Below are 22,002 nucleotides of genomic sequence, written 5' to 3' on the forward strand. Positions count from 1 at the left end.
CCCCGGCCCGAGCCGGTGCTGCGTTCGGCGTCAGCGGACGTGGTCCACGTCGACGAGGTCGACGCGGACACCGCGACCGCCGATGGCGCCCACGACGGTGCGCAGAGCACGTGCGGTGCGGCCGTTGCGGCCGATCACCTTGCCGAGGTCGTCGGGGTGGACCCGGACCTCGAGCACACGCCCACGACGCAGGTTGCGCGAGGCGACCTGCACATCGTCAGGGTTGTCGACGATGCCCTTCACGAGGTGCTCGAGAGCCTCCTCGAGCATGCTCAGGCCTCGGTCGGCTCAGACGAAGACGACTCGGCCGCGGCCTCGTCCTTCTTGTCAGCCTTCTTCTTCTGGGTGATCGCCTCACCCTTGCCCTCGTCGTCGCCACCGAGGGCCTCGAACGACGGGCGCGCCTTCTTCGGCTCGGCGACGAGCAGCGGAGCCGGGGCGGGCTCGCCCTTGAACTTCTGCCAGTCGCCGGTCTTCTTCAGGATGGCGAGCACGGGCTCGGTCGGCTGGGCGCCGACACCGAGCCAGTACGCCACGCGCTCGGCGTCGACCTCGATGACCGACGGGTTGTACGTCGGGTGGTACTTGCCGATCTCCTCGATCGCACGGCCGTCACGACGGGTGCGGGAGTCGGCGACGACGATGCGGTAGTGAGGCGAACGGATCTTGCCCAGACGCTTCAGCTTGATCTTGACTGCCACGGGAGTGGGTTCTCCTGGATTTGACGTGGTTGGGCACGGCGAGAGAAGCCGCGTGGGGTTGCGGTACCCGAGTGCCCGATGGACGCGTCAGCCGGAGGAGAGAGGGGTCCTGTGCGGCTGTCGAGTACAGCTAGCCATTGTGCCACACCCCGCGGGTCGCTTTCGGCCGAGGGGGCGGGGCGGACGCACGGGCATGACTCAGTGGCACCCGGCGACAAGGGTGCCGTCGGGGCAGGCCGCGCAACCCGGCGCCGACAGGGTGCCTCCACGAGAGGCGGCACCCCGGCGGCACGCGTACCGACGAAGGCGTTCGCCCGACCGGCAGCCACGAGTTGCCGGTGCTGGACGCCACGCGATCACGCCGCTCCCATGACCTCCGGGATCCGGAACGGCTTCCCGCAGCCGCCGCACACGATCGGCGCCTGCGCCAGCACCGACGGGACGACCCGGACGTTACGGCCGCAGTCGCACACCGCCTTGACGCGGACGCCACCGCCGGAGGAGCCGTGGCGGGCGGCCGGGCCCCGGAAGGTCCTGCTCGTGTCGGCGGAGGTCGCCGCGGTGTGGGCCTTCAGGGCGCGCTGGAGGCGTTCGATGGTCGGGCGGTAGCGGCGCTTGGCCTCCGGGTTGAGCGTGACCAGGGAGAAGCCGCTGCTGGGGTGCGGTTCCTCGGGGTGGTCCAGGCCCAGTTCCTCGGCGATGGCGAGGAATCTGCGGTTGTGGTAGCGGCCCGCGCGGGAGGTGTCGCGGACGCCGCGCGAGGCGGCGATGCCATGGACTGCCTCATGGAGCAGTCGCTCGAAGGAGAGCTCGTGACCGCACGCGGACGACGACTCCCCGATCAGGGACTCTGGCGCGGCGAGATCTGGCAGCTCGGGGTGGTACCGCTGAATGTCGGCCCACGCCTGTGCCAGCTCTGCGGCGAGAACAGGTGGTGTCTGTGTCGTGCTCACGTAATGACAACGAGCCGGGGTGCCGCTGTGTTCCGATTCCGGGGCATCCCAAATAATTTGCACGTACCCGTCAGTTGCGAATGATGCGCCACGACGAGGGCGGGTGCGTCGATCTGCGGAGAAGCCTCACAGCTCATACCAAGCCGGTGCGTAGCCTGACGTACGCACCGGCGCGTAGACCTCGTCCACACGCCGATGCGGCTGAGGTCCCCGAATGCGCAAGAGGCGTTTCGGCCGCTCTCGTTCCGCACGGGCGTCATCTCAGTAAGCGCGCGCCACGACCGCGACGTTACCCGGGGCGTCATCGGCCTCCGGCACCGACCCGTCCTCGGCGACCAGACACCGTACGGTCACGGCGTGCTCGGCGAGCTTGGCCTCGCCCGCTTCGCCGAGCGTCGACCACGGGATGCGCGCCCAGCCGCCGGCGGTGGCCGCGTCGACGGCCTGCTCGATCGTGGACACCTCCGACGTACGGGACTCGCGGCGCTCACGGGACTGGGTCAGCAGCAGCGCCTGGTCCTCTTCGAGGATCGCGGGGAGCAGGCCCACCAGGGCGTCCAGCGCGACCGGCTCCTTGCCGCCGGGGATCCGTCGGGCCAGCATCGCGGTGCCGTTCTCCAGGTCACGGGGGCCGACCTCGATCCGTACGGGCACGCCCTTGAGCTCCCAGTCGACCGCGCGGCGGCCGAAGGGGGTGTCGGTGCGGTCGTCGACGTGGGCGCGGATGCCGGCGGCCTTCAGCCGATCGCCGATCTCGCGGACCTTGGCCAGAACCGCTTCGTCGCCCTTGATGGCGAGGACGACGGCCTGGGTCTGGGCCAGGCGTGGGGGGACCCGCAGGCCGTTGTCGTCGCCGTGCATCATGACGAGGGCGCCGATCATGCGGGTGGTCGAGCCCCAGGAGGTCTGCCAGACCAGCTCCTGGGTGCCGTCCTTCGACAGGTACGAGGTGTTGAAGGCCCTGGCGAAGTTCTGGCCGAGTTCGTGGCTGGTGGCCATCTGCAGGGCCTTGCCGTCGCCCATCATCCCTTCGAGCGTGAGCGTGTTGATGGCCCCGGCGAAGCGTTCCCTGGCGGTCTTGCGGCCGGGGAGGACGTCCATCGCGAGGACGTTCACCATGAAGTCCTCGTAGACCCGGCGGTGGATGTGCGCGGCGAAGTCGCGGGCGTCCTCGCGGGTGGCGTGCGCGGTGTGCCCCTCCTGCCAGAGGAACTCGGTCGTACGCAGGAAGAGGCGGGGCCTGAGCTCCCAACGGACCACGTTCGCCCACTGGTTGATCAGCAGGGGCAGGTCGCGGTAGCTCTGCACCCACTTCGAGAAGTAGTCGTTGATGATCATCTCGGAGGTGGGGCGGACGACCGCCGGCTCCTCCAGTTCCTTGCCGCCGCCGTGCGTGACGACCGCGAGCTCCGGCGCGAAGCCCTCGACGTGGTCCGCCTCGCGCGTGAGGTACGACTGCGGGATCAGCAGCGGGAAGTACGCGTTCTGAGTGCCCGTCTCCTTGATGCGGGCGTCCATCTCGGCCTGCATCCGCTCCCACAGTCCGTACCCGTACGGTCGGATGACCATGGTGCCGCGCACCGGACCGTTGTCGGCCAGTTCGGCCTTGTTGATCAGATCCTGGTACCAGCGCGGGAAGTCGTCCGCCTGCGGGGTGAGAACGGGTGCCTTGGCCATGGCGAGATGGTACGGGGACACGTTGCCGGAATGTGAATTCTGGCCACGCACACAGGGAAGCCACAAACCGGGCCCCGCGACCCCTGGACGCGGCGACGGGTGCGGAGTTTCCTGGCATACGGGAGAGCCCGAGCGCATGTCACGGGGGCCACGGAATCGGGCACAGAGACAACTCTCGGCGGATTGGGGCGCTTTCGATGACACCTACGCTCGTGCGGCAGCACCTACCTCACGCGGGAGCGGCAGCCCGCGTGGATCTGTGTGCACGCGCGCGTGACTGGTCCGAGATCCAGGAACGGATGCTGGTTCCGCTCTACGAGGCCGTCTACGAGCGACTGGCGGTCGGGCCCGGCACCCGGCTGCTGGGCCTCGGCTGCGGCAGTGGGCTCGCCCTTTTGATGGCGGCGTCCAGAGGCGCGGCCGTCACGGGTGTCGAGTCCTCCTCCCCCGAACGGCTGGCGCTCGCGCGAGAGCGGCTGCTGCCCGAGGCGGGGGACACGCGCGCGCGTGCCGGCACCCGGCTCGTCGACGGCTCGCCTCGCGGCGCGGCGGACGCGCGGACCTCCGCGTACACCCTGGTGACCGCTTTCGAGCCCATCGGGTGCCTCGCGGGCGACTCGGACGGGCTCGGTGAGGCGCTTGCGGACGCGAGGCCGTTCGTCGAGCGAGGGGCGCCCGTGGTGCTCGCCGGCTGGGGTCCGCCGGAGCGCTGCGCCACGTCGTCGGTGCTGCGGGTCGCCACGAAGCTGGCCGATCCCCTGCGCGGGACGGCCAGTTGGCGGCCCGCCCTGCGCGACGACCTGGAGGAGGTCGTCCAGCGGGCGGGGCTGCGGCCCGACGGTTCCGGGCGGGTGGCGTGCCCCTTCGGGTACGCGGACGTCGAGAGCGCCGTGCGCGGACTGCTGTCGACGGGCTTGTTCGACGGGGCGATCGCGGCGACCGACCAGGCGCAGGTGGACAAGGAGTTGGCCGAGGCGCTGCATCCGCATCAGCGGCGGGACGGGACGGTGTGGATGCCGAACGTGTTCCGGTACCTGATCGCGCGCGTGCCCTGATCCGGCGGTCGCCCCTGGGCGGGCCCCGCCCTACTGGGCGTCGTCCTTCGTCAACCGCGTGATCCTGGCGATCCGGGGCGTCCGACTGCCCGCGGGGTTCGCGGCATGCCTCCTCGTAGCACTCGTCGACGATCCGGCGCATCTCGGTGTCGATCACGTCGAGGGTCTGCGGGGCGGCCGAGAGCCCGTACGCCCGCTGGGCGTCGCCGGGCAGGGCGGACGGCCGGCCGACGCACTCGCTCAGTAGGGTCGGCGCCCGTCCTGCTTGCGCTTGACCGTGAGCAGGGCGGCCTCGTTGGCGAGATTGGCCAGATCCGCACCTGTCATGCCGGGGGTCGTGCGGGCCGGCCGGGCCAGGTCCGCGTCCGGGGCGAGCGGGATGTCGCGGGTGTGGATCCGCGGGATCGCCTCGCGTCCGCCGCGGTCGGGCGGTGCCACGTCGACCACCCGGTCGAAGCGGCCGGGCCGGGTCAGCGCCGGGTCGGGGATGTCGGCGCTGCTCGCGCTCGTCGTGACCGCTCACCGAGGCGCCGCCGCCCCGTATCCGTCCGATGGTGTCGATCTCGTCGATGAAGATGGTCGACGGCGCCACCTCGCGGGCCTCGGCGAACAGCTCCCGGAGGCGGGACGCGCCGACCCCGACGACCATCTCGATGAACTCGGAGGCGGAGGCGGAGAGGAACGGCACCCCCGCCTCGCCCGCCACGGCACGCGCCAGCAGGATCCTGCCGGTGCCGGGCGACCCTGCGAGCAGTCCCGGGCGCTCCTGAGCTCGCCCCGGATCACGTCACAGTGCCCGCCAGCGGCCGCGTGTCCCGTCGGCCACCCATGCGCTGAGGGCGCCCCTCCCGCGAGGAAGGGGCGCCCTCAGTGACGTACGCGCCGAGACGGTCGTAGGAAACGAGCCGTCAGCCCATGAACTTCTTGAACTCGTCCGGCAACTCGAAGTCCTGCCCCGCCTGCTGACCCGGCAGACCGAAGGCGCCTCCGGCCTGAGCGGCGGCGGCGCGGCGGGCGGCCTCCTCCTGCTCCTGCTGCTTGCGCTTCATCGGGTTGCCCGAGCGCTGCTTGCCCTTGGCCTTCTTCGGCTGCTTCTTGGCGCGGCCGGGGCCGCCGCCCATGCCCGGGATCCCCGGCATACCGGGCATACCGCCGCCCTGTGCCATGCGGGACATCATCTTGCGGGCCTCGAAGAACCGCTCGACGAGGTTCTTGACCGCGCTGACCTCGACGCCGGAACCGCGGGCGATCCGGGCGCGTCGCGAGCCGTTGATGATCGTCGGGTCCTGACGCTCGCCCGGCGTCATCGACTTGATGATCGCGGCGGTGCGGTCGACATCGCGCTCGTCGAGGTTGTTGATCTGGTCCTTGATCTGGCCCATGCCCGGGAGCATGCCGAGCAGCTTGGAGATGGAGCCCATCTTCCTGACCTGCTCCATCTGGGCCAGGAAGTCGTCGAGGGTGAAGTCCTGGCCCTTCTTGGAGGCCAGCTTCTCGGCCATCTTCTGGGCTTCGGCCTGGTCGAAGGTCTTCTCCGCCTGCTCGATCAGGGTGAGCAGGTCACCCATGTCGAGGATGCGGGAGGCCATCCGGTCCGGGTGGAAGGCGTCGAAGTCGTCGAGCTTCTCGCCGTTCGACGCGAACATGATCGGCTTGCCGGTGATCTGCCGGATCGACAGGGCCGCACCACCGCGGGCGTCACCGTCGAGCTTGGAGAGCACCACGCCGTCGAAGCCGACGCCGTCGCGGAAGGCCTCGGCGGTGTTGACGGCGTCCTGACCGATCATCGCGTCGACGACGAACAGGATCTCGTCCGGGGAGACCGCGTCCCGGATGTCCGCGGCCTGCTGCATCATCTCCTGGTCGATGCCCAGGCGGCCGGCGGTGTCCACGATCACGATGTCGTGGACCTTGGACTTGGCGTGCTCGATGGAGTCCTTGGCGACCTTGACCGGGTCGCCCACGCCGTTGCCCGGCTCGGGCGCGTAGACCGCGACACCGGCGCGGTCGGCGACGACGCTGAGCTGGTTGACGGCGTTCGGGCGCTGGAGGTCACAGGCCACGAGCAGCGGCGAGTGGCCCTGCTCCTTCAGCCAGCGGCCGAGCTTGCCCGCGAGGGTGGTCTTACCGGCACCCTGCAGACCCGCCAGCATGATCACGGTGGGCGGCTGCTTGGCGAAGCGCAGGCGCCGGGTCTCACCGCCGAGGATCGTGACGAGCTCGTCGTTGACGATCTTCAGGACCTGCTGGGCGGGGTTCAGCGCCTTGGAGACCTCGGCGCCGAGGGCGCGCTCCTTGACGTTCTTGATGAACGTCCGGACGACCGGCAGCGCCACGTCCGCTTCGAGGAGTGCGATGCGGATCTCGCGCGCTGTGGCGTCGATGTCCGCCTCGGAGAGCCGTCCCTTGCCGCGCAGGTTCTTGAAAGTCGCTGAGAGGCGATCGGAGAGAGTATCGAACACGGCGCTCGCGGTCCTCGGGGTCGGTGGCAGCTGGGAATCGCCCTCCAGGGTATCCCGGCGACACAGGTTGCCGGGATCCCCGGTTCAGCCCCGCAAGGTCTCCTCCAGTTTCCGGGCCACGGACGCGGCCTCCTCGCCGGGCAGCGGGGCGCCTTCGGGGCCTGTGACATAGAACGCGTCGACGGCGTTCGCGCCCAGCGTGCTGACATGCGCACTGCGCACCCGTACGCTCGCGTCCTCCAGCGCCCGGCCGATCCGGAACAGCAGTCCCGGCGCGTCCTGGGCCCGTACCTCGATCACCGTGGCCAGCCGGGAGGCGGCCGGGTGCACCGACACCCTCGGCGGCGGCGCCACGACACCCCGGCGGCGCGGGTACGCGGCGTCCCGCTCGGCGAGGCGGCCGGCGATGTCCAGCGAGCCGTCCAGGGCACGTACGAGGTCGGCGCGCAGCCGGGCGGCCTGCGGCAGGGAGCCGTACTCGGCGGCGACCCGCCAGTTCAGCAGCAGGACGGAGCCGTCGACGCCGTCGGGCAGGTCGAGGGTGCTGAGTTCCGCGGTGCGGACGGTCAGGCGGTGCATCGCGAGGACGCCGGCCACCGCGGGCAGCACGCCGGGCTGGTCCGGTACGGCGATGAGGAGCTCCACGCCGAGCGGCTCGGGGTCGCCGGAGGGCTGCTCCTCGGTCGGCGGCTCGGTCTGCGCGCGCAGCGACAGCACGGGGCTGCCCGTGGCGATCGCCTCGATGGCGAGCCGCTCCTGCTCGGCCGTGGGCGCGGCGGCCTCGGGTTCGTCGAGGTCGTCCCCGGCGAGTACGGCCGCGACCCGTTTCACCAGGTCGGCGACGAGCGAGCCGCGCCAGGACGACCAGGCCGCCGGGCCGGTGGCCAGGGCGTCCGCCTCCGTCAGGGCGTGCAGCAGCTCCAGGGTGCCCTGGGAGCCGACGGCCTCGGCGACCGAGCGCACGGTGGCCGGGTCCTCCAGGTCGCGCCGGGTGGCGGTCTCGACGAGCAGCAGGTGATGGCGTACGAGGGTGGAGAGCACGGTCACGTCGTCGCGATCGAAGCCGATGCGCGCGGCCACGTCCTTGACGATGATCTCGCCGGCCACCGAGTGGTCGCCGGGCCAGCCCTTGCCGATGTCGTGCAGCAGCGCGGCGACCAGCAGGAGGTCGGGGCGGTGCACGCGGCGGGTGAACTCGGAGGCGCGGACGGCCGTCTCGATGAGGTGCCGGTCGACGGTCCAGACGTGCACGGCGTTGCGCTGCGGACGGCAGCGCACCCGGTCCCAGTCGGGCAGGAAGTGAGTGATCAGCCCTTCGGCCTCCAGGGCCTCCCACACGTCGATCGTCGGTCGCCCGGAGCCCAGCAGGGTCACGAGTTGCTCGCGCGCCTCGGCGGGCCAGGGCGTGGGCAGCGGGCGCACACCGGCCGCCATGCGCCGTACGGCGTGCAGGGAGAGCGGGAGTCCGGCCTGCGCCGCGGCGGCCGCGGCGCGCAGCGGGAGCACCGGGTCGCGGTCGGGGCGTGCGGCGCGGGCGAGCACCACCTCGCCGTCCTGTTCCACGACACCCTCGGCCAGCGGTGAGCGCTCGGCGGTCGGCTTCCCGCCGCCCAGCATGGCGCGCAGGCGCGGCCGGACGGCGCGCGATCGCAACACGCGCCCCACTTCACGCCAAGTGACATCGCTCGCATACGAGATGACCCGCGCCGCCTCGTAGACCTGCCGCAGCAGGGTGTCGGCGTCGAGCAGGCCGAGCTCGGCCGCGACCTGGTCCTGCTCCTGGAGCGCGAGCCGGTCGGTCGCGCGCCCGGTGGTCAGGTGCAGCGCGTCCCGGACGTCGAGCAGCCGGCGCCGGGCGTCGGCGAGGCCCTCGCGTGGGGCGTCGGCCAGCCAGGAGGCGGCGACGGCGCGCAGGATGGTGGCGTCCCGCAGACCACCGTGGGCTTCCTTCAGATCGGGTTCCAGGAGGTACTGCAACTCGCCCTGGCGCTCGGCGCGCTCGGCGGACAGCTCCTGGAGTTCCGGCAGCCGCTTGGGCGCCTGGTTGCGCCAGTCGGCCAGGACCGCCGTCCGCAGTCCCGCCGTCAGGCCGAGGTCGCCGGCGATGTGCCGGGCGTCCAGCAGACCGAGCTGGACCTTGAGGTCCTCGCCGGCCGTCTTACGGGCCTCGGCGGGCGTCCGCACGGAGTGGTCGAGGGCGAGGCCGAGGTCCCACACGGGGTACCAGATGCGGTCGGCCAGGGCGGACACCGCCTTGTTGTCGCCGCCGTCGTGCAGCAGGAGCAGGTCCAGGTCGCTGCGCGGGGACAGCTCGCCGCGGCCGTAGCCGCCGACCGCGACCAGGGAGACGCCGCGCAGCCCCTCGGCGCCGGCGGCGAACAGGCCGGTCAGCCAGTCGTCGGTGAGGTCCGCGAGGGCGGAGCGGCGCGGCGGCCCGGACCGCGCCCCCTCGGTGAGGAGGCGCAGCCGGGCCGCCGCGTAGCCGCTGGGTCCCGAGTCCTCTGCTTCGTTGTGCATGTCCGTACTCGACACCCCAGCGACTCCTGTTCTCCTGTGTCAGAGCGCGTCGGGCCCGCGCTCGCCGGTCCGAACCCGTACGGCCGTCTCGACCGGGAGGGACCAGACCTTGCCGTCACCGATCTTGCCGGTGCGGGCGGCCTTGACGATGACGTCGATCAGCTGCTCGGCGTCGTCGTCCTCGGCCAGCACCTCGATGCGGATCTTCGGGACCAGGTCGACGGTGTATTCGGCACCGCGGTAGACCTCGGTGTGGCCCCGCTGACGACCGTAGCCGCTCGCCTCGGTGACCGTCAGGCCGTGGACCCCGAACGCCTGGAGGGCTTCCTTGATCTCGTCGAGCCGGTGGGGCTTGACGACTGCGGTGATGAGCTTCATGCGTCCACCTTCTTGCTCGCCGCCGCGGCGACCGGGGCCGTGACGGCGGTCTTGGCGGCACCGCCACCGGCGCCGCTGAAGTCGTATGCGGTCTCGGCGTGCTCGGCCTGGTCGATGCCGGCGACCTCCTCGTCCTCGGGGACCCGCATGCCGATGGTCTTGTGCAGGACGAACGCGAGCAGCGCGGAGACGATCAGCGAGTAGGCGAGCACACCGCCGACACCGGCGAGCTGCTTCCACAGCTGGTCGAACTTGTGGTCGCCGTAGAAGACGCCCGCGGCCTCGGACTGGCCCTTACCGCTGGCGAAGAAGCCGATCAGGATGGAGCCGACGATGCCACCGACGAGGTGGACACCGACGACGTCGAGCGAGTCGTCGTAGCCGAACTTGTACTTCAGGCCGACGGCCATGGCACACAGGACACCGGCGATGGCACCGACGGCGATCGCGCCCATCGGAGTGACCGCGCCACCGGCCGGGGTGATGGCAACCAGACCCGCGACCGCACCGGAGGCGGCGCCCAGCGTGGTGCACGCGCCGTGGCGGACCTTCTCGTAGGCGAGCCAGGCCAGCATGGCCGCGGCGGTGGCGACCTGCGTGTTGACGAACATCAGGGAGCCGACGCCGTCGTCGTTGCCGAGCCAGGAACCGGCGTTGAAGCCGAACCAGCCGAACCACAGCAGACCGGCGCCGAGCATGACCAGCGGCAGGCTGTGCGGCCGCATCGGGTCCTTCTTGAAGCCGACGCGCTTGCCGATGACCAGGATCACACCGAGCGCCGCGGCACCCGCGTTGATGTGGACCGCCGTACCGCCGGCGAAGTCGATCACGCCCATGTCGAAGGCCCAGCCGCCCTCGCCCCAGACCCAGTGGGCGACGGGGAAGTACACGATCGTGGCCCACAGCGCGATGAACAGCGCCCAGGCGGAGAACTTCACACGGTCCGCGAGCGCGCCGCTGATCAGGGCGGGCGTGAGGATCGCGAACATCAGCTGGAAGACCAGGAAGGTCAGAAGCGGGATGTTGTACGAGCCCCAGAGCTCGTTCTTGTCGATCCCGCTGAGGCCGACCCAGTCGGAGTTCCAGCCGATCAGGTGGCCGGAGTCGGTGCCGAACGCCATGGAGAAGCCGTACAACACCCACAGGATGGTGACGATCCCCAGGCTGATGAAGCTCATCATCAGCATGTTCAGGGTGCTCTTGACGCGGACCATGCCTCCGTAGAAGAAGGCCAGGCCCGGGGTCATGAGCATCACCAGGGCGGAACAGATGAGCATGAAACCTGTGTTGGCGGGCGACAGCTCTACCTTGTCTGCCGCCATCATGATGGCTGGTGCCATCGGCGTCTCCTCGTCATGTGGTACGGCCCCGTGCGGGCGAAGCCTGAGCGGAATGAGGGGCGGGCCGGTTATGCGCCACGAGATTGGCGCAGCGCGGTTTCGGTGGAAGCCCCTCGTTGTTTCGCCGCCGTGACAAGGGCGCCTGCTGTGTTACGCGTCGATGAACTGCCGGATGTGCGGCCGCCTGATCGTTATCGTGGCGCAACCTTCACTGAGGGAAAAGAGATCCGGCCGCGGTCGGCCTTCCGATGACCTGGCATGGGGGAGCCGAGTCGGGCAGTTCGGGAGGGCCGGCCGCAGCCGGGGATCTGGGGAATACCAGTGTTGCCTCGGGGACCTCAGACCGCCTCCGCGGTCTCGGGCAGCTCCACGGCGAGCTTGTCCGTCAGGTCCACGACCTCGGCGAGATCCCCGAAGTCGCGGGCGGCCGTGTCGACCGTCTTTCGAATACGAGTGTTGACACGCTCGGAGCGCACCTTCTTGGCGATGTGCATGGCCCGCTCGGCGTAGGCCGCGCTCTGCCCCGGCTCGCGCCGCAGCAGATGGACCGTGGCCATGCCGATGAGGTTCAGTGCGTACGACCGCTGGTGCTCGCCGTCCTTCGCGAACAGGTCCACGGCCTTCTGCATCAGCGGCTCGGCGAGCGAGGCGTACGTGGGGCTGCGGCCGGCAACATAGGCGAGGTCGCGGAAGGAGTGGGAGTTCTCGCCGTACAGCTCGGCCTCGGAGAAGAAGCGGATCCAGTCCGGGTCCGGCTCGTCCCAGTCCTCGGCCTCGGCGAAGGTGTCCTCGGCCATCCGGACCGCCCGCTTGCACTTGCCCGGCTGGCCCATGTTCGCGTACGCGCGGGCCTCCATCGCATACAGCATCGACTGGGTGCGCGGGCTCGCGCAGTCCCGGCTGCCGTACTGCGCGAGGTGGATCAGCTCCAGGGCGTCGTCGGGCCGACCGAGGTGGATCATCTGGCGGCTCATGCTGGAGAGGACGTACGAGCCGAGCGGCCGGTCGCCGGCCTCCTTGGCGGCGTGCAGCGCGAGGACGAAGTACTTCTGCGCGGTGGCCTGGAGCCCGACGTCGTACGACATCCAGCCGGCCAGCTCCGCCAGCTCGGCGGCGACCTTGAACAGCCTCTTGGTGGTGGCCTCGGGCTGGGGCTCCTGGAGGAGATCGGTCACCTCGTGAAGCTGGCCCACGACCGCCTTGCGGCGCAGGCCGCCGCCGCACTGGGCGTCCCACTGCCGGAACATCACGGTGGTGGACTCCAGGAGGTCCAGCTCGGGCTTGGAGAGCCGGCCACGCGCCCGTGAGGACGGGACGGGCGCGGGCTCCTGGTACGGGGCGGGCGGCGCGGGGACCAGCCAGCGCTGCATCGGTTCGATGAGCGCCGGGCCCGCGGACAGGGCCAGCGAGCTCCCGAGGAAGCCGCGCCGCGCCAGCATCAGGTCGCTGCGCGAGAACTCGCTGAGCAGGGCCACCGTCTGCGGACCCGTCCAGGGCAGGTCCACGCCGGACACGGAGGGTGACTGGCGGGCGGCGCGCAGGCCGAGGTCCTCGACCGAGACGACGCAGCCGAAGCGCTCGGAGAACAGCTCGGACAGGATCCGCGGGATCGGCTCGCGGGGATTCTCGCCGTCCAGCCAGCGGCGTACGCGCGAGGTGTCGGTGGAGATGTGGTTGGCGCCCAACTGGCGGGCGCGGCGGTTCACTTGGCGGGCGAGCTCGCCCTTGGACCAGCCGCTGCGCACGAACCAGGACGTGAGCAGCTCGTTCGGGCGCTTGTCAGCGTGCGACGCGCTGCCGGCGCTCGTACCGCTTCCGCTGTTGCCGCTCACTGGAACGCCCCCATCCCTTGGACCACTTGTCACCGAGTGCGCCAAGCCTTATCAGAATGCCGGGAAATACAGCCGCCCGTCCCGCGGTTGTCACCCTTCGAACGGAAAGTCGACTTGCCTCCGGCATACCCACGGGTGACGTGCCCCGAGGGCTCGTGCACACACGGTAATCCTACGATCACGCCCTCAGCCATGGCGATCCCGGAATCGCCACCATTCGCCACCCCTTCGGATGAACTCACGGCCGCCTCCGCGCGATTCACTTGACATAGGACGGCCAGGAGTGGGCGGAGCGAAGCACTCAGGGGCGCGTGTCGTCGAGTCGGCCACCCCGAGTGCTTCCGGGCGCCACGTTGACCGAGCGGGGTCAGCGGGTAACCGGCCGCCCAGGAACACACAGGGTCACCTTGTGCATCCGCGCCGTAACCACCGGCGCACTGGACCCGTTGGAGGGGGCATGGGCTTCACGATCGGCGGCATCCGGGAGATCCGGTCCGGCTCGCGTCGACGCGGCCGCTCCTCGGAGTGCACCGCCGTCGCCGAGTTCACCGGACTGTGGGGCTGGGACGTGGTGCCCGGCGCGCGAGCCGCGGCGGGCGCCTGTTCGTGCGGCCGCTCCGACTGCCGCGCGCCCGGCGCACACCCCCTCGGCTTCGCGCCCGAGGTGCGGGCCGGGGCCACGCTCGACGAGGTCACCAAGGCGTGGTCCGAGGTCCCGGGCGCCGCGGTGATGCTGCCGGTCGGGCGGGCGTTCGACGTGATCGAGGTGGCCGAGCCCGCCGGACGGCGTGCGCTGACCCGGCTCGAACGCATGGGCCTCCCCCTCGGCCCGGTCATCGCCACCCCCGAGGGCCGCGCCCACTTCCTCGTCGCCCCCGGCGCCGCCGCCGAGCTCCCCGAGCTCCTGTACCGCATGGGCTGGGACGACCCGACCCACCTCGACCTGCGCGGCCTCGGCCCCGGTACGCACATCACGGCACCGCCGTCCGACCGGGGCGGGCTGGGCCCGGTGCGGTGGCTGCGGCCACCCCAGCTGGACACGGTCACGAAGCCGCCGACGGCGCGGTTGCTGCTGGGGACGCTGGCGTACGTGGCACACCGGTCGCGGGCGTAGCCCTCGACACGAAGGAGCCCCACACCATCTGCACCGTGGGTGGGGCTCTCCTCGGGTACGTACGTCGCGTACGTGCGTTCAGTCGCCGATAAGCGCATCCACGAACGCCTCCGGCTCGAACGGCGCCAGATCGTCGGCCCCCTCGCCCAGCCCGACCAGCTTCACCGGCACGCCCAGCTCGCGCTGCACCGCGACGACGATGCCGCCCTTGGCCGTACCGTCCAGCTTGGTGAGCACGATGCCGGTGATGTCGACGACCTCGGCGAAGACGCGGGCCTGGACCAGGCCGTTCTGGCCGGTCGTCGCGTCCAGCACGAGCAGCACCTCGTCCAGCGGCGCGTGCTTCTCGACGACCCGCTTGACCTTGCCGAGCTCGTCCATGAGGCCGGTCTTGGTGTGCAGGCGCCCGGCGGTGTCGATGAGGACGACGTCGGAGCCCATCTCCTTGCCCTCCTTCACCGCGTCGAAGGCCACGGAGGCGGGGTCGCCGCCCTCCGGGCCGCGCACCGTGTAGGCGCCGACGCGCTCGCCCCAGGTCTGGAGCTGGTCGGCGGCGGCGGCACGGAAGGTGTCGGCGGCGCCCAGGACCACGCTGCGGCCGTCGGCCACCAGGACGCGGGCGAGCTTGCCGGTGGTGGTGGTCTTGCCGGTGCCGTTCACGCCGACGACCATCACGATGCCGGGCTTGCTGGCCTCCGGCTCGGTCCTGACCGTGCGGTCCATGTCGGTGCCGACCAGCTTGAGCAGCTCCTCGCGGAGCAGGCCGCGCAGTTCCTCGGGAGTGCGGGTGCCGAGCACCTTCACGCGCTCGCGCAGGCCCTCGACCAGCTCCTGGGTGGGCTGCACGCCGACGTCGGCGGTGAGGAGGATGTCCTCGATCTCCTCCCAGGTGTCCTCGTCGAGGTGCTCGCGCGACAGGAGCGTGAGCAGCCCCTTGCCGAGGGCGTTCTGCGAGCGGGAGAGCCGGGCGCGCAGGCGGATCAGGCGGCCGGCGGTGGGCTCCGGGACCTCGATCTCGGTCGGCGGGAGCTCCTCGACGACGGGCGGTTCCTCGACGGCGGTCGGTGCCCCGCCGCCCGGAAGGTCCACCTCCTCTATGGTCCGGCGCGGTTCGTCGCGCGGCGTCTCGGCCTCGTCGCCGACGTGCGGCTCGGCCGGAGGGGCGGTGATGTCGGGGGCGGCTGGGGGCGGCGGAGGCAGCTGCTTCTTGCGTCGGCTGCCGACGATCAGCCCACCGAGCGCGCCGAGCACGACCACGGCGATGACTACAGCAAGGATGAGGATGTCCATAACCCGTCCAGTATCGGCCATGGAGTCCTGCGACACCCCTCTGGATGTCTGACACACCGTCAGCTAACGTCCGCCTTCACCACCCGCCCGGTGAAGGGGGACCCCTATGCCCGTCACGGTCGTCAGGTTCAACCTCGTCGAGCCCGACGCGACCCCCGCCTCACTCGGCGCCCGCTACCGGGCCGCCCTGGAGATGGCCGCGTACGCCGACGAGCACGGCATCGCCACCGTGCAGACCGAGGAGCACCACGGCGCCGAGAACAACTGGCTGCCGTCACCGTTCGCCTTCGCCGCGGCGGTCTTCGGCGCGACCCGGCGTATCGCGGTCACCGTCTCGGCGGTCATCGGCCCGCTGCACGACCCGCTGCGGCTGGCCGAGGAGATCGCCGTACTGGATCTGCTGAGCGGCGGCCGGCTGGTCACGGTCGCCGGCATCGGGTACCGGCCCGAGGAGTACGCGATCTTCGACGTGGACTGGAAGCGGCGCGGCAAGCTCCAGGACGAGCTGCTGGAGACGCTTGTGAAGGCCTGGACCGGCGAGCCCTTCGAGTACCGGGGCCGTACGGTACGGGTCACTCCGCGCCCGTTCACCGATCCGCACCCGCTGCTGCTGGTCGGCGGCTCCTCGAAGGCCGCCGCCCGCCGGGCCGCCCGGCTGGGGCTGCCGTTCTTCCCCAGCGCGCATCTGCCGGAGCTGGAGGCGTACTACAAGGAGCGGCTCGTCGAGTACGGCACCGAGGGCTGGACCATGATGCCGGCCGCCGAGACACCGCTGCTGCACGTCGCCGAGGATCCCGACCGGGCCTGGGCTCAGTACGGCCGGCACTTCCTGCACGAGGCCCGGACGTACGCCTCCTGGCAGTCCGGCGACATCCGCTCGGCGGTGAAGTCGGCGGCCACGACCGTGGAGGAGCTGCGTGCCGAGGGCGTCTACCGGATCGTGACGCCCGAGGAGTGCGTGGCGCTGGGCCACGACGCCCACGTCCTGCACCCCTTGTCGGGCGGGATGCCGGTGGAGGAGGGGTGGCGGAGCCTGCGGTTGTTCTGCGAGCGGGTGCTGCCCGGGCTCGGTGAATGACCCGTCGTACCGGAGACCGCCGCCCCGGCTCGGGCAGTGGCCGAGCCGGGGCGGCGGCGGGTTACGGGGAGAGGGGCAGCGGGGACTTGGCCCTTCTCCCCGGGTTCGCAGGGCCGGTCAGCCCATCTCCTCCAGCTTCTTGCCCTTGGTCTCGGGCACGAACTTGAGGATGAAGGGGATGGAGAGGAAGGCGAACACCGCGTACATGACGTAGGTGAGCGACAGGTTCCAGTCCGACAGGTCCGGGAAGGTGATCGTGATCACCCAGTTGGCGATCCACTGGGCCGAGGCGGCCACGCCCAGCGCGGCGGCGCGGATCTTGTTCGGGAAGACCTCGCCGAGCATGACCCAGACGACCACGCCCCAGGACAGGGCGAAGAAGAGGACGAAGGCGTTGGCGGCGATCAGCGCCACGTATCCCTGCGCGGTCGGCAGCGGGTCGTTGCCGTTCTGGAAGGAGAAGGACCAGGCCGCCGCGGCGAGGGAGACGCCCATGCCGACGGAGCCGATGAGGGCGAGCGGCTTGCGGCCGATGCGGTCGACGAAGATCATCGCGATCACGGTGCCGACGATGTTGATGATCGAGGTCTCGAACGAGTAGAAGAACGAGCTCGACGGGTCGACGCCGACGGACTGCCACAGCAGGTTCGAGTAGTAGAAGATGACGTTGATGCCGACCAGCTGCTGGAAGACGGAGAGGCCGATGCCGATCCACACGATCGGCAGCAGACCGAACCGGCCGCCCAGCAGGTCCTTGAAGGTGGACTTGTGGTCGCTGTGCATGGCCTGCTCGATCTCGGCGACCCGGCTGTCGAGGTCCACGTCGCCCTCGACGTCGGCGAGGACCTTCTTCGCGTCGTCGATACGGCCGACGCTGATCAGGTAGCGCGGGGACTCGGGGATGGCGAACGACAGCAGCCCGTAGACGATCGCGGGCACGAGCATCACGCCGAGCATCCACTGCCAGGCCTCCAGGCCCGCGACCGTGCCTCGCTCCTCGCCGTCGGCCATGTTCAGGATGGCCCAGTTGACGAGCTGGGAGACGGCGATGCCGATGACGATGGCGGCCTGCTGGAACGAGGCGAGACGGCCGCGGTAGGCGGGCGGGGCGACCTCGGCGATGTAGGCCGGGCCGATGACCGAGGCCATGCCGATGGCGATGCCGCCGAGGACGCGCCAGGCGGCGAGGTCCCACGCGGCGAACGGCAGACCCGAGCCGACGGCGCTCACGGCGAACAGCACGGCCGCGATCTGCATGACGCGGATACGGCCGACGCGGTCGGCTGTGCGACCGGCGACCGCGGCACCCACGGCGCTGCCGAGCAGGGCGCAGGCGGCGACGGTGCCGGTGGCGCCGGAGCTGAGGTCGAACCGGCCCTGGATACCGCCGTTGGCCCCGTTGATCACCGAGCTGTCGTAGCCGAAGAGGAAGCCGCCCATGGCGGCCGCCGCGGTGATGAAGACGACGTGCCCGAGATGTTCGGGATGGGCCGTCCTGGCTCCTGACGTGGGTGCCTGCGCTGTGCTGGTCACGTGTACTCCTCGGGCGCCGGCAACGCTGCCGGGTGGGGGTCAGCCGCTCCAAGTAGTGATACCTGAAGGTAAAAACAACGTTGCAGAGACTATTCCTTCAAGTATCGAAGTCAATAGGTGGGCAGCTGTGAGTTTGAAGACGCGACTGAGGGATGCATGTTCACTTCTTGAAGTGAACGGTAACTGGATGAAGTGATCGACGGAGACCTTGCCGTCAGCGAAGGCGCTGGCTGATGACCTTCGACACGCCGTCGCCCTGCATGGAGACGCCGTACAGCGCGTCGGCGACCTCCATCGTGCGCTTCTGGTGCGTGATCACGATCAGCTGCGAGGCTTCCTGCAGCTCCTGCATGATGCGGATCAGGCGCTGCAGGTTGGTGTCGTCGAGGGCGGCCTCGACCTCGTCCATGACGTAGAACGGGCTCGGCCGGGCCTTGAAGATCGACACCAGCAGCGCCACGGCCGTCAGCGACCGTTCGCCGCCGGAGAGCAGGCTGAGCCGCTTGACCTTCTTGCCGGGCGGGCGGGCCTCGACGTCCACGCCGGTGGTGAGCATGTTGTCGGGATCGGTCAGGATCAGCCGCCCCTCACCACCGGGGAACAGCCGGCTGAAGACGCCCTCGAACTCCCGGGCCGTGTCCCGGTAGGCCTCGGTGAAGACCTGCTCGACGCGCTCGTCGACCTCCTTGACGACCTGGAGCAGATCGGCACGGGTCTTCTTCAGGTCCTCCAGCTGCTCGCTGAGGAACTTGTGCCGTTCCTCCAGCGCGGCGAACTCCTCCAGCGCCAGCGGGTTGACCTTGCCGAGCTGCTGGTAGGCCCGCTCGGCCGCCTTGAGCCGCTTCTCCTGCTCGGCCCGCACGAACGGCCTGGGCTGGTTGCGCGGGTGCTCGGGGTCATCGGGAAGCTGCTCGCCCTCGGCGGGCAGGGAGGGCGGTACCGGCTGGTGGGGGCCGTACTCGGAGACGAGCCCGGCGGGTTCCACGCCCAGCTCCTCCAGCGCCTTGGTCTCCAGCTGCTCGATCCGCAACCGCTTCTCGGCGCCGAGGACCTCGCCGCGGTGGACGGAGTCGGTCAGCTTGTCGAGCTCGGCCTTGAGATCGCGACCCGCGTGGCGGGCCTGGGCCAGCTCCTGTTCCCGGCGGGCCTTGGCGGCCTCGGCGGCGGTGCGCTCCTCGTCGGCGCGGGCGAGGGAGACCTCGACGTGCGCGAGGAGCTGGCGCGCGCCCGAGGCGACGGCTTCCGCGACGGCCGCCTCGTGGCGCAGCCGGGCCCGCCGCTGCTCGGCACGCGCGCGTGCCTCGCGTTCGGCGCGGGCGGCCCGGTCGAGGGAGTCGGCACGTCCGGCCAGCCCCTTGACCCGCTCCTCGTGCGTACGGACCTGGAGCCGGGCCTCCATCTCGGTCTGCCGCGCGTTGGCGCCATCGGCGGCGAGACGGTCCCGCGCCGAGGTGTCGGGTTCCTCGTCGACCGGCATCTCCTCGGCGACGGCGAGCCGCTCGGCCAGCTCCTCGACGTCCTGGAGGGCCTTGTCGAGCGCCTCCTGCGCGCGGGCGGCGGCGGCAACGGACCGCTCGGCCTCACCGGCGGCACCGCGCGCCTGCCCGGCGAGCCGGCCGAGCTGCTGCGCGACGGCCGACTTCTCCCGGTCGGCGGCCCTGCGCCGCTCCCCCAGCTCCTCCACCAGCGCGGCACACTCCTTGCGCCGCTCGACGGCCACGCGCTGCGCCTCGGTGAGCTCCTCGCACCGCACGGCCAGCTCCTCCAGCTCGGCGGCGGCCTCGTCCACGGAGGCCCGCACTTCGAGCAGGCTCGGCGCCCCGGCGGAGCCCCCGTGCGCGAAGTGCGCGCCGAGCAGGTCGCCCTCGGCGGTCACGGCGGTGAGGTCGGGCCGGGCGTAGACGAGCTCCTCGGCGTCCTCTAGGGTGCCGACGACGACGATGCCGCGCAGGAGGCGGCGTACGGCGGGCATGAGCTCGGCGGGGCCGCGGACCAGGTCCGCCGCGAAGGGCGGGCTGCCGGAGCCGGGCCGCTCACCGGACGCCTCGACGCCGGACGGGCCGCCCCGGGCTTCGGTCCCCGGCTCCTCCGGCGCCCCCGCCGGCAGCAGCGCCGCTCGGCCGCCGTCCTGCTTGCGCAACAGCCGGATCGCGTCGGCCGCGGCGGACGGTGTGGTCACGGCGATCGCGTCCGCGGCCGCTCCGAACGCGGCCGCCAAGGGCACCTCGTAACCCGAGGTCACCGTCAGCAGCTCCGCGGCCGGGCCCAGCAACCCCGTGAGGCGGTCCTGCGCGCCGAGCAGTATCCCCGTGCCGTCCTTGCGGCGCAGGCCCAGCGCCAGCGCCTCGTGCCGGGCCTGCGTCGCGGCACGCCTGCGTTCCGCCGACGTGGCCGCCTCGCGGGCCGCCGTGAGGGCGGCCTCCGCCTCCGTGAGCTGCCGTTTGGCCGCCTCGTGCTGCTCGGCGAGATCCGCGTCGCCGGCGTCGAGGCCGTCGACCTCGGCCTTCAGGGCCTCGTACTCCTCCTGCGCGGCGAAGGCCCGCTCCTGGGCCTCGTCACGGGCGGCGGCCAGGCGGTCGATCTCGGCCTGTGCGGCGGCGGCCCGCGAGCGGGCGGCGTTGACCTGGCCGTTCAGCCGGGCGAGGCCCTCGCGCCGGTCGGCGATCGCGCGGGCGACGTCCTTCAGCCGGCGCTCCTCGAGGGCGAGCTCGCGTTCCAGCTCGGCCCGGTGGGCGACCGTGTCCTCCAGGGCCCGCTCGGCCGCCTCCAGGGCCGCCTCCAGCTCGGCCTCCTGCTCCCGGATCCGGGCGGCCTCGCGCTCCATGTCCTCGGGGTCGCGGCCCCGGCGCTCCTCCGGCGGCGCGGAAGTCGCGCTCTTCACGCGCGCGTCGGCCAGCGAGATCGTGCCGCGCACGCGCTCCGCGAGCTGGGACAGCTCGTACCAGGTCTGCTGGGCCCGCTGGAGGCGTGGCGTGAGCCGGCGTACCTCGTCCTCCAGGAGTGCCTCGCGCTGGAGGGCCTTCCTCAGCTCCTGCTCGGCGGCTTCCTTGCGCTCCTTCAGCGCGGCCTCGTCGGCGACCTCGGCCTGGAGCGCCTCCCGGAGCCGTACGAGATCGTCGGCGAGGAGGCGGAGCCGGGCGTCGCGCAGGTCGGCCTGGATGACCGCGGCCCGCCGCGCGACCGCGGCCTGGCGGCCGAGGGGCTTGAGCTGCCTCCTGAGCTCGTCGGTCAGGTCCTGCACGCGCGCGAGGTTGGCCTGCATCGCGTCCAGCTTGCGCAGCGCCTTCTCCTTGCGCTTGCGGTGCTTGAGGACGCCGGCGGCCTCCTCGATGAAGGCGCGGCGACCCATGGGGTCGGCGTGCAGGACGGAGTCGAGCTGGCCCTGGCCGACGATGACGTGCATCTCGCGGCCGATGCCGGAGTCGGACAGCAGCTCCTGGATGTCGAGGAGGCGGCAGGTGTCGCCGTTGATCTGGTACTCGCTGCCGCCGTTGCGGAACATGATCCGCGTGATGGTGACCTCGGCGTACTCGATGGGCAGTGCGCCATCGGAGTTGTCGATGGTCAGCGAAACCTCGGCACGGCCAAGTGGCGGACGGCCGGTGGTGCCGGCGAAGATGACGTCCTCCATCTTGCCGCCGCGCAGCGACTTGGCGCCCTGCTCGCCCATGACCCAGCTGAGCGCGTCCACGACGTTGGACTTGCCCGAACCGTTCGGTCCGACGACGCACGTGATGCCCGGCTCGAACCGGAGCGTGGTCGCCGATGCGAACGACTTGAACCCTCGGAGGGTCAGGGCCTTGAGGTGCACGCCGCTGGACTCTACCCGCCGGGGATGTCTCGCTCCATGAACGCACGGTTTCACCGCTGAACGCGCAGGGCACACCAAACGTTAAAGAGGGTGAAAGGATGCGCGGGGCAGTAACCGGGGGCCAAGAAAGAAGGGACGCCGAAGCGTCCCTTGCAAACTTCTGACGGCTGATACGGCGGCCGTCTGACAACCTGGCGGTTGAACTTAGCGGTTGATACGGGCGGCCCAACCACTGCGTGTGCTGTCGTGGAGCGATGCAGT

The 22,002-nt window shown here is 71.2% G+C and carries 15 protein-coding genes and 1 pseudogene; 3 read left to right on the forward strand and 13 right to left on the reverse strand.

What is annotated here, in order from left to right; translation table 11 throughout:
- Nucleotides 1-30 precede the first annotated feature (30 nt).
- The 4 genes from ABZ078_RS02910 to proS form a co-directional block, all read right to left on the reverse strand.
- Entirely contained in the window at nt 31-270 is a 240-nt protein-coding gene (locus ABZ078_RS02910) for an RNA-binding protein (RefSeq protein ID WP_003973401.1), read from the reverse strand.
- A gap of 2 nt (nt 271-272) precedes the next feature.
- Nucleotides 273-701: a 30S ribosomal protein S16 gene (gene rpsP / locus ABZ078_RS02915; RefSeq protein ID WP_019758764.1), complete on the reverse strand. Its 429-nt coding sequence runs from the start codon at nt 699-701 to the stop codon at nt 273-275.
- A gap of 356 nt (nt 702-1,057) precedes the next feature.
- Nucleotides 1,058-1,654, reverse strand: a complete 597-nt coding sequence (locus ABZ078_RS02920; protein ID WP_356570983.1) for a hypothetical protein — start codon at nt 1,652-1,654, stop codon at nt 1,058-1,060.
- A 261-nt stretch (nt 1,655-1,915) separates the two neighbouring features.
- Nucleotides 1,916-3,331 carry a proline--tRNA ligase gene (gene proS / locus ABZ078_RS02925; RefSeq protein WP_356570985.1) on the reverse strand — a complete coding sequence of 472 codons (1,416 nt, stop codon included), beginning with the start codon at nt 3,329-3,331 and terminating at the stop codon, nt 1,916-1,918.
- A 197-nt stretch (nt 3,332-3,528) separates the two neighbouring features.
- On the opposite strand from proS, the gene ABZ078_RS02930 reads away from it, so the two are divergent.
- Nucleotides 3,529-4,386 (forward strand): SAM-dependent methyltransferase, encoded by an 858-nt coding sequence (locus ABZ078_RS02930; protein ID WP_356570987.1) that lies wholly within the window; start codon nt 3,529-3,531, stop codon nt 4,384-4,386.
- Between the two features lie 91 nt (nt 4,387-4,477).
- Here ABZ078_RS02930 and ABZ078_RS02935 read toward each other — a convergent pair.
- The 6 genes and pseudogenes from ABZ078_RS02935 to ABZ078_RS02960 form a co-directional block, all read right to left on the reverse strand.
- Nucleotides 4,478-5,140: pseudogene (locus ABZ078_RS02935) on the reverse strand (AAA family ATPase); the annotation flags it as partial.
- A gap of 154 nt (nt 5,141-5,294) precedes the next feature.
- On the reverse strand, nt 5,295-6,848 hold the full coding sequence (gene ffh / locus ABZ078_RS02940; RefSeq protein WP_356570989.1) for a signal recognition particle protein: 1,554 nt from the start codon (nt 6,846-6,848) through the stop codon (nt 5,295-5,297).
- 84 nt (nt 6,849-6,932) lie between these two features.
- On the reverse strand, nt 6,933-9,380 hold the full coding sequence (locus tag ABZ078_RS02945) for a [protein-PII] uridylyltransferase (RefSeq protein ID WP_356570991.1): 2,448 nt from the start codon (nt 9,378-9,380) through the stop codon (nt 6,933-6,935).
- Between the two features lie 24 nt (nt 9,381-9,404).
- Complete coding sequence (locus tag ABZ078_RS02950; protein WP_003997576.1) at nt 9,405-9,743, reverse strand: P-II family nitrogen regulator; 339 nt, start codon at nt 9,741-9,743, stop codon at nt 9,405-9,407.
- Nucleotides 9,740-11,083 carry an ammonium transporter gene (locus ABZ078_RS02955; protein WP_356570993.1) on the reverse strand — a complete coding sequence of 448 codons (1,344 nt, stop codon included), beginning with the start codon at nt 11,081-11,083 and terminating at the stop codon, nt 9,740-9,742. Before ABZ078_RS02955 ends, ABZ078_RS02950 begins: the two co-directional genes overlap by 4 nt.
- Nucleotides 11,084-11,421: 338 nt before the next feature.
- Nucleotides 11,422-12,915, reverse strand: a complete 1,494-nt coding sequence (locus ABZ078_RS02960; protein ID WP_356570995.1) for a hypothetical protein — start codon at nt 12,913-12,915, stop codon at nt 11,422-11,424.
- A gap of 457 nt (nt 12,916-13,372) precedes the next feature.
- Here ABZ078_RS02960 and ABZ078_RS02965 point away from each other — a divergent pair, with 457 nt between their 5' ends.
- Complete coding sequence (locus ABZ078_RS02965; RefSeq protein ID WP_356570996.1) at nt 13,373-14,029, forward strand: bifunctional DNA primase/polymerase; 657 nt, start codon at nt 13,373-13,375, stop codon at nt 14,027-14,029.
- Between the two features lie 78 nt (nt 14,030-14,107).
- Here ABZ078_RS02965 and ftsY read toward each other — a convergent pair whose 3' ends face one another.
- Nucleotides 14,108-15,319, reverse strand: a complete 1,212-nt coding sequence (gene ftsY, locus ABZ078_RS02970; protein WP_356570998.1) for a signal recognition particle-docking protein FtsY — start codon at nt 15,317-15,319, stop codon at nt 14,108-14,110.
- A gap of 106 nt (nt 15,320-15,425) precedes the next feature.
- Between ftsY and ABZ078_RS02975 the strand changes: the two genes are divergently transcribed.
- Nucleotides 15,426-16,397 carry an LLM class flavin-dependent oxidoreductase gene (locus tag ABZ078_RS02975; RefSeq protein ID WP_356571000.1) on the forward strand — a complete coding sequence of 324 codons (972 nt, stop codon included), beginning with the start codon at nt 15,426-15,428 and terminating at the stop codon, nt 16,395-16,397.
- Between the two features lie 117 nt (nt 16,398-16,514).
- Here the strand turns inward: ABZ078_RS02975 and ABZ078_RS02980 are convergent, their stop codons facing one another.
- Nucleotides 16,515-17,930, reverse strand: coding sequence for a sugar porter family MFS transporter (locus tag ABZ078_RS02980; protein WP_356571002.1), 1,416 nt, complete (start codon nt 17,928-17,930; stop codon nt 16,515-16,517).
- A 214-nt stretch (nt 17,931-18,144) separates the two neighbouring features.
- Entirely contained in the window at nt 18,145-21,741 is a 3,597-nt protein-coding gene (smc, locus tag ABZ078_RS02985; protein ID WP_356571004.1) for a chromosome segregation protein SMC, read from the reverse strand.
- Between the last annotated feature and the right edge of the window lie 261 nt (nt 21,742-22,002).

The sequence above is a fragment of the Streptomyces sp. NPDC006385 genome (assembly GCF_040612485.1).
Classification (GTDB): domain Bacteria; phylum Actinomycetota; class Actinomycetes; order Streptomycetales; family Streptomycetaceae; genus Streptomyces.

Bases quoted from the DNA above. Each gene is read 5' to 3' on its own strand.
- ABZ078_RS02955 (WP_356570993.1), bottom strand. From the start codon at position 11,083: ATGGCACCAGCCATCATGATGGCGGCAGACAAGGTAGAGCTGTCGCCC.
- ftsY (WP_356570998.1), bottom strand. From the start codon at position 15,319: ATGGACATCCTCATCCTTGCTGTAGTCATCGCCGTGGTCGTGCTCGGC.
- ABZ078_RS02965 (WP_356570996.1), top strand. From the start codon at position 13,373: ATGGGCTTCACGATCGGCGGCATCCGGGAGATCCGGTCCGGCTCGCGT.
- ABZ078_RS02930 (WP_356570987.1), top strand. From the start codon at position 3,529: ATGACACCTACGCTCGTGCGGCAGCACCTACCTCACGCGGGAGCGGCA.
- proS (WP_356570985.1), bottom strand. From the start codon at position 3,331: ATGGCCAAGGCACCCGTTCTCACCCCGCAGGCGGACGACTTCCCGCGC.
- ABZ078_RS02975 (WP_356571000.1), top strand. From the start codon at position 15,426: ATGCCCGTCACGGTCGTCAGGTTCAACCTCGTCGAGCCCGACGCGACC.
- ABZ078_RS02910 (WP_003973401.1), bottom strand. From the start codon at position 270: ATGCTCGAGGAGGCTCTCGAGCACCTCGTGAAGGGCATCGTCGACAAC.
- ABZ078_RS02950 (WP_003997576.1), bottom strand. From the start codon at position 9,743: ATGAAGCTCATCACCGCAGTCGTCAAGCCCCACCGGCTCGACGAGATC.